At 39.7% G+C, this 14,068-nt stretch carries 11 protein-coding genes; 3 read left to right on the forward strand and 8 right to left on the reverse strand.

The annotated features are described in order from the left end of the window. Nucleotides 1-90: 90 nt before the first annotated feature. On the reverse strand, nucleotides 91-552 hold the full coding sequence (locus MKX49_RS19725; protein ID WP_340877455.1) for an SRPBCC family protein: 462 nt from the start codon (nucleotides 550-552) through the stop codon (nucleotides 91-93). Between the two features lie 212 nt (nucleotides 553-764). On the opposite strand from MKX49_RS19725, the gene MKX49_RS19730 reads away from it, so the two are divergent. Further along, nucleotides 765-2,033, forward strand: coding sequence for an ATP-binding protein (locus MKX49_RS19730; RefSeq protein WP_340877457.1), 1,269 nt, complete (start codon nucleotides 765-767; stop codon nucleotides 2,031-2,033). 269 nt (nucleotides 2,034-2,302) lie between these two features. On the opposite strand, the gene MKX49_RS19735 is transcribed toward MKX49_RS19730, so the two are convergent. The 6 genes from MKX49_RS19735 to MKX49_RS19760 form a co-directional block, all read right to left on the reverse strand. Next, nucleotides 2,303-5,479, reverse strand: a complete 3,177-nt coding sequence (locus MKX49_RS19735) for an ATP-binding cassette domain-containing protein (protein WP_340877459.1) — start codon at nucleotides 5,477-5,479, stop codon at nucleotides 2,303-2,305. A 275-nt stretch (nucleotides 5,480-5,754) separates the two neighbouring features. Further along, nucleotides 5,755-5,886, reverse strand: coding sequence for a small, acid-soluble spore protein L (gene sspL, locus MKX49_RS19740; protein ID WP_034304091.1), 132 nt, complete (start codon nucleotides 5,884-5,886; stop codon nucleotides 5,755-5,757). A gap of 35 nt (nucleotides 5,887-5,921) precedes the next feature. Further along, a complete protein-coding gene (locus MKX49_RS19745) occupies nucleotides 5,922-6,137 on the reverse strand; it encodes a hypothetical protein (protein WP_063575260.1) in 216 nt (71 codons plus the stop codon). Between the two features lie 104 nt (nucleotides 6,138-6,241). After that, nucleotides 6,242-8,581: an RNA polymerase recycling motor HelD gene (helD, locus tag MKX49_RS19750; RefSeq protein ID WP_340877460.1), complete on the reverse strand. Its 2,340-nt coding sequence runs from the start codon at nucleotides 8,579-8,581 to the stop codon at nucleotides 6,242-6,244. 448 nt (nucleotides 8,582-9,029) lie between these two features. Then, the gene (locus tag MKX49_RS19755; protein ID WP_340877461.1) at nucleotides 9,030-9,950 is read right to left on the reverse strand and encodes a response regulator; all 921 of its coding nucleotides are present in this window, start codon (nucleotides 9,948-9,950) and stop codon (nucleotides 9,030-9,032) included. Then, nucleotides 9,947-11,218, reverse strand: coding sequence for an ATP-binding protein (locus MKX49_RS19760; RefSeq protein ID WP_340877462.1), 1,272 nt, complete (start codon nucleotides 11,216-11,218; stop codon nucleotides 9,947-9,949). The genes MKX49_RS19755 and MKX49_RS19760 overlap by 4 nt, the downstream gene beginning before the upstream one ends. A 206-nt stretch (nucleotides 11,219-11,424) precedes the next feature. Between MKX49_RS19760 and MKX49_RS19765 the strand changes: the two genes are divergently transcribed. Together MKX49_RS19765 and MKX49_RS19770 are read left to right on the forward strand one after the other, a co-directional pair. Next, a complete protein-coding gene (locus tag MKX49_RS19765) occupies nucleotides 11,425-12,696 on the forward strand; it encodes a cation:dicarboxylate symporter family transporter (RefSeq protein ID WP_202186910.1) in 1,272 nt (423 codons plus the stop codon). A gap of 21 nt (nucleotides 12,697-12,717) precedes the next feature. Beyond that, on the forward strand, nucleotides 12,718-12,897 hold the full coding sequence (locus MKX49_RS19770; protein WP_340877463.1) for a hypothetical protein: 180 nt from the start codon (nucleotides 12,718-12,720) through the stop codon (nucleotides 12,895-12,897). Between the two features lie 178 nt (nucleotides 12,898-13,075). On the opposite strand, the gene MKX49_RS19775 is transcribed toward MKX49_RS19770, so the two are convergent. Beyond that, a complete protein-coding gene (locus tag MKX49_RS19775; protein WP_048687212.1) occupies nucleotides 13,076-14,053 on the reverse strand; it encodes a 2-hydroxyacid dehydrogenase in 978 nt (325 codons plus the stop codon). Nucleotides 14,054-14,068 lie beyond the last annotated feature (15 nt).

The following is a 14,068-nucleotide window of genomic DNA, read 5'->3' on the forward strand; positions in this document are numbered from 1 at the left end:
AGATTAATTCCCGACAAATAAAAAAGAATCCATCATGAAAAAGGATGGATTCTTTTTTTTGTGTTGTTCTTTCCTTAAGATTGACTTAATTCATACTGATCCACTTGTTTCTGCTTCAGATACCTTTTTGACACGATCTAAAAATTCAACGACCACTTTATCGGTGGCAAATACTAAAAGTAATTTCAAAAACCACTTTAATGGGCGACTGGTGACTGTATATGTAAAGGAAGTTCTATTGTCATTGATTTTATTTAGTTCATATAAAGCGGTAATATCAAACATTTTTGCAAGTATGAAGCCTACTTTCAGCTTTTTCTCATTTGTCTCATTCAAATATTCCAATGTTTCTATATCATACTCTTCTGTTCGTTTTCCTTCTCTATATGTTTGGCGATATACGCTTCCAACCACTTCTTCCGTTATTTTAACCGGCTTTTGTTCAATTACTTGAGGCATGATTTTTTGCATATTTTCTACAGAACCATCGAGAAACTTCCATACCTGTTCAATTGGGGCGTTTATTTCTATTTCCCTTTTCCATTTTTTCAATGAAAATCACCTCTACCTCTATTATATTTCCTTTATTATGTAAAACCAAATTTTCAATTGATAAATCGGCAAATAATTCAAGTTATTAGATACATTAACCAACTCTTTTTGAATTTAAATGTCGTTCTGTAAATAAATTACTTATTAAGATTCTCTTTTTTGGTGTTATTCTTGTATAATAAACCAAACGGTTACTTTTTCAGGAGAATCCTATGAATTTTATTTATATCAATCAAAACATATTAGATAATCTTTTTTATATCTTAGTAAGTATTTTGATTTATTACATTTTAATAGATCATGGTAAAAGGTTAAGTCAGTATGGCAAGACCCTTATTACTGCATGCATGAGCATTCCTATTATATTAAGTATGAAGTTTCCTATTTATATCGATGAATATTGTGTCCACGATCTCAGGCAAATCCCTTTTATAATAGGAACCCTTTATGGTGGTTGGCCTGTAGGGGCTGCCCTGTTAGTCATCATATTATCTTTTAGGTTTGCTTTTTATGGCTTTAATTTACTTACGTTAATTGTATATATCGTAATCTTTATTATAACGGCTCTATTTTCTTCCAAATTCAAAAATTTCAATCGGAAAAATAAGCTTAATAGCTCGATACTATTAATTTTGTTTCTTGGAATTCTAACGAGCTTCATTTCACTCGCTATGTCTGATTATTTTCGAATAACGGAGGCGTATGTATTTTACTTTATCATCCTCCCTCCTTTCATTATTGGTTTAGCTGTTTATATCATGGAAATTTTAAAGGATGCCATTTTAATCCGGACACAAATGATAAGGCTTGAAAAAATGGAGGTAGTCAGTCAGCTTGCAGCCAGCATTTCACATGAAGTTAGAAATCCTTTAACGGTTGTGAAAGGATTTGTTCAACTGCTAAAGACTCCTGATCTGACTCAGGATGTAAAAGAACAATATATAGAGCATGTTGTCAGGGAGCTTAATAGTGCAGAATCCATAATTAGTGAATACTTAGCATTTGCAAAACCTGCACTTGAGAAAGTGGATAATATTTCAGTTAACCGTGAAATAGGGTATGTAATAGAAATGATCAAACCATTGGCTAGCATGAATTTAGTTACGATATCTGAACAGTTGGCTCCAGCCATTACCCGGGGGAATATTCAACATTTCAAGCAATGCTTCCTAAACCTCATCAAGAATGGTATAGAGGCAATGCCAAATGGCGGGGAACTTAGTATTGTTTCTTATGTAAATAATTTCGATATCATAATCGAAATCAGTGACAATGGAGTGGGAATGAACAAGGAACAAATAAATCGTTTTGGCGAGCCTTATTACAGTTCCAAAGAAAAAGGGACTGGGCTGGGATCAATGGTGGCTGTCAAGACCATCCAAACGATGAATGGTACACTTCATTTAACTAGCGCTTTGAATAAGGGAACAACGATTTCAATAACACTTCCCGTTTATCAAGAAGGTCATTCTGGAAAATAATAAACAAAGTCCGCCGTAAATGGCGGACTTTTAGTTTGTAGAAAAATATGGTTTTATTTAAATTTAAAACCAAAGTTGATTGGAACGTAAGGTGCGAGACTCCTGCGGGAAAAGCGAGTCCATGGGAGACCCCACAGGCGCAAAGGCGCCGAGGAGGCTCCCGGACCGCCCGCGGAAAGCGAGTGCCTGGAGTGGAAATCAACGGTCAAATTATACAAACCTTTATAAAACTGTAGACAAACTTGATTTTCAATAGAGTGCTGTTACATTTATTTTTTCTTGTCTAGGCATTGATAAACCGCCATCATGTCTCGTTTGTTCAATTCACGTATCCGGGCGAAAATGGGGATATCGGCAACGGCCTCGGTACGTTCACTTTCGGCCACGACATCCTTCACTTTCCCTGTCAGCCAGGTCTGGACGTCGATGCTTTCGACGATTTCTTTACGCCCTTCATCATCGATGCCACTGGCATGACAGCTCACACAAGGGATCGTTAATTTATACACACCGTCATGGATGTTGTCTTCTGAAATGACTTTCTTGCCATTACAGAATGGGCATTTATGACTTGCTTTAATTTTATTGATTTGGGTAACGATTTTTTTGTAGCCGAATGCTTCATAGACATAGGTTAGTTTTTTGTATTTGCCATTGGTGAAATATTTATCAATAATGGTTTCTCTTGTTTCGTTAATATTTGCAAAGTCACAGATGGTGATCTGATTTTTGCTGCTGATTGCTTCGATATTGCCTTTAATGCTGTCCCAGAATGGTTGGGTATTTTGTAAAACCACTTCATAGCCGACGAAGCTTGCTAGTTCGAGTTCGAGCATTTTCAACGCTGCTTTTGTTTCACGTGGAAGGAATGAGACATCATCAGTGAGTGCGATATCGCCGCCCACAATCGCTTTTAGTTTTTCCAGTTCCGGCAGCTTTCCTACAATTTTGATGACTTGATCAATTGGCTGTTGGATGATCTCGCGAATGTCCGTATCACCAAACATCAGCTTTTTATGATGTTTGAGAACCGTTCCTTGACAGACTGGACAGTCAATCATCTCTTTTGTTTCTTTCATCTGCTCTTTAATGATTGATTTCGATACGAAGATATAACGCCCAATGATGAAATTGAACCCTTCCCAAATTCGCGATGCCTTGCCTGCTTTATCGTAAAAGGACTTTTCCCAATACCCATATAAGAAGGTATGTTTTTCGGCATCTGTCATCTCATTATAGCTTTTACTAATGTCGTGACCTAGTTCATTCTTGATCTCATCAAACAGGAATTGCAGTTTGGAATGCTGATAATATTTTAATACTTCCATCACGTCCGGATGTAATAAACCATCCCAGAATGGCACGTTTTTGTCTTGTATGACTACATCGAAATCGAATTTTTCAATGACCCGGCGTCCCGAACAGCTTGGACAATGATTTTCTGCAGAATAGAAATCGAAGCTTCTTGTATCCTTATTGGTCGGATGTGCAGCCACTATATGGTTGATCATTCCGCCCAATTCATAAAGAAACGTATATTGGCTGTACAAGTGCCGTTCAAGATCAATGGCGATCACAGGTGCAATCGTGTCAGACTCATACTCCCCATAAATCACGCGAGCGATTGGTGATAAGCTTTTTAAAATGCCGCCCTTATAGACGTTCTCTGCGTTTTTGAAATAGTCCAGATGATTTTCCTGTAAATAATCGATACCAGTTTTTGACCGGAGCGTCGAAGAGATATGCAATGGCTCCACTCGATCGTCACTGTCTTTGTGACTGTAATAATCATCATGACTGACAACGTCAAGATGCTGGACAGGCGTTAGCTGTCTTTTACCAAAATCCACGATATAATCCGAGCTTTCCAGCATATAGGCATTATGTTCAATCATGATGATGGAGACGGATTCATCATCCAGAATGACCCTGACACTGTCAATGAATTGGTTTAAAATATTTTGCGATAACCCTTTTGAAGGCTCGTCAAAAATGAACAGCGTGTGCGGGTTTCTTGTCTTCGCAAACAGCTCGGAAACTAAGTGGACACATTGAAATTCACCAGTCGATAGTGTTTGTGTTTTTCTTTCTAACGTCAAATAACCAAGCCCAAGTTTGATCAATAAGCTCAAACGTTTATGCGCGATGTCTTCAGATGGCAATTCTTCGATGATATCTTCGATCGAACGCTGAAAAATATCATCTATTTCATCACTGTATTTGGTTAGCTTCTTTTTAATATCAAGAAATGTCGCAACGGTTGATCGGCTGGTGATCGATTTATTTCGGTCCTGCCCGACCATGACCAGCTTATCCTTTGGATACCGCTTCTGAAAATCTTTGGAGATGCATTCATTGACTAGTGTAGATTTACCGCAGCCTGACTCACCCGTAAAGGTAACGAGTCTATTCTTGGGAATGCGGATTTCTTCCATTTGAATATTACGGCAGTAAAGATCCTGAAATTGATATTGATAGTATTCCGTTGGTGCTGCTTCATTTCGCTTCCAGCTGATTGGTTTGGGCCGCGGTGATTCCTCAACGATTTTCCCGCCATATTTTCCGCTGCCGGGTCCAAAGAACAATTGGTCATCCGTGCTATCCAAAACCGTGTCGGAGTGATCAATGAGCCAAATTTGATTTTTATAACCTAATTGCTTAATCTGTTCCAAAATTTCCAAAAGGGTTTGATGATCAAGACCGACGGAGATTTCATCGATGATGATCACGGTATTTTCACTTGTTGCCATGAATTCGGCCAAATAAAGCCGGGTTAATTCCCCTCCTGACACTGTCCCCATAATCCGGTTCAAGCCTAAATAACCAATATTCATATTGATTATATTTTGGAGAATATGCTGTTTAGCTTCACTAATATGTAAGGTATCTGCGAGTGAAAGGATCGTTTCGATGCTTAATTTGTTGATATCGGATATAGTATGCGGGTGATCTAATAATTCAATGGTATATTGCTCGACTTCTTGATTGTAGCGCTTCCCCTCACACTTTGGACATTCGACGTTTTTCGTCGTACCGCGTCCTTTACAAGTGGGGCACCAGCCTAAGGCATTATTAAATGAAAAAACTTCCGGAGAAAGATTGAATTTTTCTGCAAGACAAACACGAATCTCTTTAAACACACCAGTATGTGTGCCAATGGTCGAACGGGGATTAGCTGAAATGGATGATTTGCCTAGAAAAAGGACCAGCGGCATTTCCTCCATCTTGATGGCACTGAAGTTGGTTTCCATAATATTAGGGAATAAATACTGATATTCAGACTTCGGCAATAAGGAAACGAGACGCTTCTTGGATTCTTCGCCAATGGTTTGACAAAAAGTCGTTTTCCCGGAACCTGATAAACCAGCAATTCCTAATGATTGGTCGTCTGGAAGTGATGAATCTAAATGGCTTATATTGTTCGCTATTAATCGATTTATTTTCATTTGTAACTCCTCTCATTTTTTAAGCTCAGTCTTTCATATTAGCACAGTAGTATATGTATTTAGTATTTTTTTTAACGGTAACCCCATCCTTCTATTCTTTCACATTCCGCTGCTTCAAAAACGTATGATTCATCGACAAAAACGAGGAGTGACACGAAATAGGGTTGGATATTCAACCATCTGCAGATTGAGCCTTCTTTTAGATTATAAAAGCCCCTCTCCATTAAGAGAAGGGCATTCTTTATAAAGTATGACCACATTTTTATCCAATACGCTTATTTAGTATTAGACTTTTTTGCCTTGTTTTCAAGATCGCTTTTAGGCTCTGTGGAGAATTCCACATCTTTTCCATGTCCCTGCGGGTTAACACTTGGTGCAATGCGACCTCTTCCTGTCTTTTTACTCATTTCCTTCACCTCCAAGTATATGATGTTGGACGGATCTACTTTACATTACGGGTGTAATTAAATGTGTCTTTGTTTTGAGGAACATCAGGATCTTTTTTCCCGGCAGGCTGTACTGCTCTTCCTGTATTTCCGCTATAGCCTTCTTCCACGGGCCCTGGATAATGATAATGGCCATCATTAACTGTTTGAATCGTTGATTCACCAGTCACCTGGCTTCCTCCCGTTTCCACCTGTTCTTTCTCGTTAGTCAATCCATCTCCTCCTTTTCTAAAGATTTTCTTTTATAGTATTTCGATAAAAGAGCAATAAAATGAAAGGAGAAAAAAGGAAGCACTAATAATGAGTCCATCCTTTGTTATTTGGAGGTCAGAAGTAAACTCTCCGTTGCACCGTTTTTCAAGAAGGGACTGGGTTCGCCAACCGTATAAATTTGTAAGTCATGCATAGCCCTGGTACATGCGGTGTAGAACAATCTACGCAGGCTCTCATCACCGTATGTTTGCATGGATGCATCATAAATGATGACTGCATCGAATTCGATGCCTTTGGCCAAATAAGCCGGTATAACGACTACACCCTGTTCATATTCATTTGTGCCTTTCTGTACGAGTTTAATTTCACCGTGAACACTAAGGGCATCGTATGCGGCGGCACTTTCGGCAGCAGATTTACAGATTATTGCGATTGTATTGTACTCACGGCTTTGAAAGTCTTTGACTTTAGACATGATTTTGCGGTGCAATTCATCACGGCTGGACACTTGAGTGAGTACAGGCTTCTCGCCTTCACGATTGAACGCCTTAATTCGATGGCCTTCTGGAATTAGTTCACGTGTGAATTCTATAATCTGCTTTGTCGATCTGTAGCTTTGATCCAAGGTTATGCTCTCGGTTTCACTTATTCCGTATAAACTGGTAAGAGTCTGGAAGTCCACCCGTTCGCTGGCATGAGCGAATATTGCCTGGTTAAAGTCACCGAGCACGGTCATCCTGGCAGAAGGAAACAATCGTTTCAAAAACTCGAATTGAAATGGAGAATAATCCTGTGCTTCGTCAACAAGCACATATTTTATAGAAGTATTCGACTGGAATCCTTGAATTAACTCCTTCAGCAGCAAAAATGGAGTCGCGTCTTCGTAATACAGTTTACCTTCGTCCAGCATTTTTTGGGTTGATAAGCAAATTTCCCTTTCGGCAGGTGTTTCCCCCTCATTCCACAGTTCGATCCGTATTCGTTCGTCAAAAAGTTGCTTGTATATTCCCTTAATATTGATAAAATGAAGTGCTTTTATCCGTTTGCGTAACGACTTCAATTTCTTTCGAACAATCATACGCGCAAGCATTTTATTCTCTATTTCATAATCGTCAAAGGAATCTTCATTATCACCGCGTTTTTTCTCTAAATAGGTGTATACCTTTTGGTAATCTTCTTTGCTAAGATACTCGATTTCCTCCTCGACCCAAGGTTGTTTCAGCTCAAACTTTTCCCTTTCATCAAGTAACTCACATAACCACTCTTTCAGCTTTTCAATCCGATTGTGAAATTTTAATGTGGTGTCTGTGTTATAAAATCTTTCCGAGATTTTTTTAGCGGAGACGAGCGTTTCCCCTCGGAACTTTACCCCTCTAAAGAGCATTCCGGATAGCTCCAGTGATTGTCTGTAGGTCTTGATGATTTCAAAGAAGCGAATGGATGCCTTAAATTGGATACTCGCTGTCCTGGTGCTATAGGAAGGATCCTCCGCTGCAGTCAGCAAATATTCCAATTGCTCATAAGGATCCTCAACATGAAAAGAGTCAGTCAGACGATGATCCAGGTATTCCTGGAATGTTACCTGCTGCATATTCTCTTCGCCAAGTTCGGGTAACACATTGGATACGTAGTTATTAAACATGGAGTTAGGAGAGAATAGAATGATTTGATCGGCTTTCAGCCTTTCTCGATTCTTGTAGAGCAAGTAAGCGATCCGTTGCAGGGCAGCTGATGTCTTCCCGCTGCCAGCGGCACCTTGAACAATGAGCAGACGTCCGCGATCGTTCCGGATGATCCTATTTTGCTCACGTTGAATGGTGGACACGATACTGTGCATATGCTTATCCGTTCCCTTGCCCAGTACTTGCTGCAGGATCTCATCCCCAATGGTGAGACTCGTATCGAACATCGATTCGATAACGCCTCCTTTGATGGTGTATTGCCACTTGTTCTCCAGCATCCCTTGAATTACGCCTCCGGGAGTGGAGTATTCTACAGGACCGGGAGGATAGTCATAATAAACACTCGAAATCGGGGCCCTCCAATCGTAGATAATGAAGTTTTCTCCTGTTGCATCAGTAAGAGTGGAAGTCCCAATATAAATTTGTTCCGTAAGGGGAGACCCTTCTTCAGTGATATCAATCCGGCCGAAATAAGGCACTTCCTGCATACGGCGCAGTGTTGATAGCCTCTTGAAGGCATATCTATGTGCGCCTTCGCTTTGTGACAAGTCTTGAGCCTGCTGCCTTAAGCCAATGATCGTCTCGAGGTAATCATCGAAGGTATCAATATTAACCTTGAGGTCATCCCAAAAGTGTTTACGGATATTAACAACTTCTTTTTTACGCTTTGAAGTTTCTCCTTCTATTTTGCTGATTTGTTTCGTGATTGTATCTATCACCTCATTCAAACGTTCTTGCTCCTGCCGAATTTCATTGTTCATAACGGACACTCCTTTAAAAAATGAGAAATTAGGGGTTGACTAGAGGTGAGTTTTACCTTATACTTATAGTAAGGGGTAAACTGTTTTTGTATATAGTTAAATGTGTTTCTATACTAATTTATCATAAATTCTGAATGATATCAATGTATTTTGCACAACAGTTGCCATAATGAATCTTCATTTTAAACTTTAATTTAGCATGTAAAGCCAGTAACCAGTTGAGCAATAGCTTGGCTGGTTATTTTTATGCCTACATATTAGAAAGCCTCATTGCTAGTTCTTTTTTCTGTAGATTTGAAACAAAGTCATACTGTTTATAAAAAAATACGGAGGAAATTGCGATAAAGACAAATCCCATCTAAACGGATTTGTCTTTATGTTTCTTCCATCGAAAAATATAAAATGTTTTTGTGAATTTTCAATCTATTCCACTTGTGTTACTGGTTTATTATTTCATCATCTGCCTTGCTTCCATAAACAGCACTTGGATAAACTTTTTCATATTATTGCGGCTCTGACTGCTTACTTTTTTGCTTTTGTCTTCTAGCTCCAGCATTTTTTTGCGGACTTCCGAGAAATCAAAAAATGTGGATGAATAGGCTTCGAATTTTGGATTCATATAATCCGTCAATCCTAATGAAGCGATATGGATGAGTGCCTGGTTAAGTGCGCGACGGACACGCTGCTCAGAAGCTTTCATTTCTTTCTGGATTTCGGCCTCTTTCGCTTGACCTCCCAGCTTTTCAGCAGCAATCCCAGCAAATATCTCCTTTAAATATGGAAATGTGTAGGCAGGACCGAGTCTTTGCTTTTCATTTTGGAGGAATCCTAAAATGTTTAATAAATCCTCGCTTCCCCCTTCGCCAATCATACCTAAATCGGAAATTAAGGACCGTCCGGCTTCCATGATACTTTTTGTATGAATGGAGGGCACTTTCGAAGACTTCGGGCGGCCCGTAAACACGTTCAACGACTTTTGAATGCCCTGGATCGATTGATCCACCAGTATTCGCTCGTTCACTTTGTTTAATATGCATGAAATTTCAACTTGGTTCAGCGGTTTTGTAATGTAGTATTCCGCTCCTAATCTATACGCCTCACCAATCATTTCTTTCGTTTCCACTTGCGAAATCATCACAAATCTTCCTTGAAATCCATCAGCAAGAGACCTGATTGTTTCAATTCCATCCCTTAATGGCATGAGCAAATCAATTAAGACAACGTCTGCTTTTTTTAAAAGCAACAAGCCATTATTCACTAAAGCTCCGTCTTCTGCTTCTCCCACCACTTTGCCTAAATCTTCGTCTTCAATTATCTCTGTCAACATTCCTCGAATGGCAGGATCGTCATCTATAATGAAATAATTCATCTCGTTAGCCCTTTCTCCATAATAGCATCAATCGGAATTCCTACGATGAATACGGTTTCTTTATAGGTATCCATTAGCCTGATATGTCCTCCAAATTTTTCAACTGTTTGTTTCACATACGATAAGCCAATTCCCGTCGAAGGGTTTCCCGCCTCATCGAATTTCTTTGTATATCCTGCTGTAAAAATGATTTCCTTCTGCTTTGGCGCAATGCCGGACCCATTATCACAGATGCAAAACTCCACGAACTGACCTTTCCTTTTCACATGCAGTGATACGTATCCTTCTTCTTCAATGGCTTCCACTGCATTGGCCAATAAATTATTTATTAATGATAATACCATATATACATGATAGCGGGGATGGTCATCATCTATATGCAAGGTAAATGTAATAACTTTGCGAAGGGACTCTGCATATCGTCTATTGGACACGATCATGATGTTACCAAGGTCTTCGATCTTCATATATTCCTGCAGGTTTTCGGATGACATAAGTTTCGATAGCCCCGCATAAATCCGCTGGTTATCTTTTTTGATTTCATGCACGAGACCGGCAATCTGCAACGCAGTTTGCGCATCGCTTCCATTAGTCCCCCTTGTTTTTATCCGACGGTAAAAGTCATAACAAGTGCGGGTGATTTCTTCCGCATTTTGCATCGTTTTCTTCAGTTGAACCGATTCCTCATACAAACTTGAAATGAAAAGCAGCATTTGTTCCTTTTGCATGCGCTGCTCCGCTTCTGCGGATTTCGCTTCTCTCAGCTTTACTATATTAAAAAAGCCGAGAACGAAAAAGCTTCGAATAAAGGCGATTAAAACAAGTTGGTCAATGGCTAGCAAGGGTGTGTCCTGATTCGCCAGGATGGATCGGATCGTCATCTCCGATACACTTGCAAAAAGCTCGATCAATACCCCTAAAAGCCCGATCATAAACGGCTGATCATGCCGTTCGTTCAATTTCGTTTTATGAAAGGCCAACGCGTAAATGAAGTAGTAGAAAAAGGCGGGAACATGAAGATACATCGCATCCTCAACGGATATGTCCCGTATCCCGACAGCCAGTGAAAAACGTAAAAAAAACACACTCATTCCCGTCACTATGCCTGCAATAATCGGGTGGATGCTCCTCCCCCATAGTAAAAACAAGAAGAAGACGGGGGTTCCCAAACTGACTCTGAATGTATCATCGAAGGGGTAAAACTTGAATTCGCCCGCAAGAGGCACCGCAATCATAATCAATAGTAATATCCTTATACTCTTTTTCAATACGGTCCCTCCCCAGTCACTATATTAAAAACATAACATATGAAAAGGTAAAAAAGTGAGAAGGGTTTTGACTGAAATTATTATTTTTTCTGTCCCTTGTAAGTATCAGTAGGATTCAGTAGGTTCCAGTAGGATGAGCATAAACTTGAAATAATCTAAAAAATGAAAGCGTTAACAAAAGGACAACTATCAAAGGAGGAATTCAAATGAAAAGGTTTGGCTTAGCTACTCAAATTTTTATTGCACTTGTACTAGGTATCGTTGTCGGTGCTTTATTCCATGGTAATGAAACAGTCATGGCCATTTTGGTGCCTATCGGGGATATTTTCATTCATTTAATTAAAATGATCGTCATCCCGATCGTCATGGCTGCATTAATCGTTTCCATAGCGGGAGTCGGCGATATAAAGAAACTAGGAAAATTAGGCGGGAAGACTCTTCTTTATTTTGAGATTGTCACCACAATTGCCATTGTTATTGGATTACTGGCGGCAAACTTGTTCCACCCAGGGTCTGGCTTAGATACAAGCAATCTTGAAAAAAGTGATATTTCAAAATATGAAGAAACAACAAATACTGCTGGTAGCAGTGGCTTTGGAGAAACAATTTCTCATATTGTCCCTTCAAATGTATTTGAATCAATGGCTCAAGCGGATTTATTACCTATTATCTTCTTTTCTGTTTTATTCGGCTTAGGTGTCGCTGCGATAGGCGAAAAAGGAAAGCCTATTCTTGGATTCTTTGAAGGTGTGTTGGAAGTAATGTTTTGGGTGACGAATCTAGTCATGAAATTTGCCCCCTTTGGTGTGTTTGCGCTGATTGGTGTAACCGTTGCAAAATTTGGTATCGCAACATTAATTCCTTTAGGGAACCTAGTAATTGCTGTTTATGTGACGATGGTATTCTTTGTATTCGCCATTCTTGGAATTATAGCGAAAATGTCAGGGACAAGCATTTTTGTTATCCTGAAAGTGTTAAAGGATGAATTGATTTTGGCATTTACAACAGCAAGTTCAGAGTCGGTATTACCTAGGCTTATGGACAAAATGGAGAAGTTTGGCTGCTCGAAATCCATTACTTCCTTTGTTATTCCAACAGGCTATACGTTTAATCTAGACGGCTCATCGATTTATCAAGCACTTGCTTCACTTTTCGTGGCACAAATGTATGGTATAGATTTATCCATTACACAACAGATCACTTTGTTACTAGTCTTGATGTTAACGTCAAAAGGAATGGCTGGCGTTCCGGGTGCCTCATTTGTTGTTGTTTTAACAACACTTGGTTCTATGGGACTGCCAGTGGAAGGTGTTGCGTTCATTGCCGGTATCGACCGAATTTTGGATATGGGAAGATCGGCGGTTAATGTCATAGGGAACTCATTGGCGGCGATTGTCATGTCAAAATGGGAAGGGGAATTTGACCAGGATAAAGCAAACCATTACGTTGATTCAATTAAACAATCAGACGTAGCATAAACTTATAAAGGAGGAAACACGGTGTCAACAATCCAAATAAATCATGACGAACGTATTGAGAAAGACTTCTTGGGATCAAAACAAGTACCAGTGCATGCATACTATATATCCAAACATTGCGTGCAGCCTCCGATTACAAGTTATCCTTTCGAGATGACAAACCCAGGTATTTCTTCTGCTGAACTGTTTGATAGATCGTAATTTCCGATTTTGATGAAATGGCAGATGTGGTTGATGAATAACAAAAGTCTGGGGAATTGATATAAAAGCCCTTCTTTATGGGAGGGCTTATTTGTTTTCCAGGATGAGTAAAAATAATAATCCTGAACAAAAAAATGGATAGCCCCAAATAAGGCTATCCAGATTAATTTATAAAAGATCACTTCACCTTTACGCCAGCTTTAATCAACGTAGGCGGAGTTTCCCCCTGTAATCCGGCGACAAGGTTGGTTGCGGCCAGCATCGCCATTTTCAGGCGGGTTTCATATGTTGCGGAACCGATATGAGGCAAGGTGACGACATTCTTCATGGAAAGCAGCGGGTTGTCTTCCTGGACGGGCTCCTGTACAAAGACATCCAGTCCTGCCGCGTGAATTTCTCCGGTTTTTAGCGCATCGATCAACGCTTCTTCATCCACTGTTTTCCCTCTTGAACAATTGATGAAGATGGCGGACTCTTTCATGAGCTTGAATTCTTTTTCCCCCATCATCTTTTCGGTTTGAGGAGTCAGCGGTGTCATCAAGCAGACAAAATCAGATTGCTTTAACAGATCTTCCAGAGAACAGTATGTAGCTCCATACTTTTGTTCCGCGTCTTCGTTTCTGGATCTGTTGTGATATAAGATGTTCATATCGAACCCAAAACGGGCCCTTTTTGAAACGGCAGATCCGATTCCGCCCATTCCGATAATACCTAATACTTTATGATGGACGTCCAACCCAAACGATTTTTCTCCGATATTCGATGTCCATTGCCCTGACTTTACCATTTGATCCAACTCAGGCATTCTTCTCGCTGTGGAGAGAATCAAACCCATGATCGTATCGGCAACTGTCTCATTCAATACCTCGGGAGTGTTTGTAGCCATGATTCCTCGATTGGACAACTCGGTTACATCCAAATTGTCGTAACCAACCGATGAATTACAGACGATTTTTAATTGAGGTGCTTGATCCAGTAAAGTTTTATCCACCTTTAATCCTGAACCTAATATACCTTGTGCGTTCTTCAGCTCCTGAAGAAATTCAGGATAGTTTTGTGAATGAAGACCCTCAAAATAAACGACATCACAAGTCTCTTGAATATAATCCAACACCTTTTGATCCACTTTCTTATAAACGATTACTTTCGGTTTCATCATTGATACCTCACT

The sequence above is a fragment of the Peribacillus sp. FSL M8-0224 genome, assembly GCF_038003055.1.
Classification (GTDB): Bacteria; Bacillota; Bacilli; order Bacillales; family DSM-1321; genus Peribacillus; species Peribacillus frigoritolerans.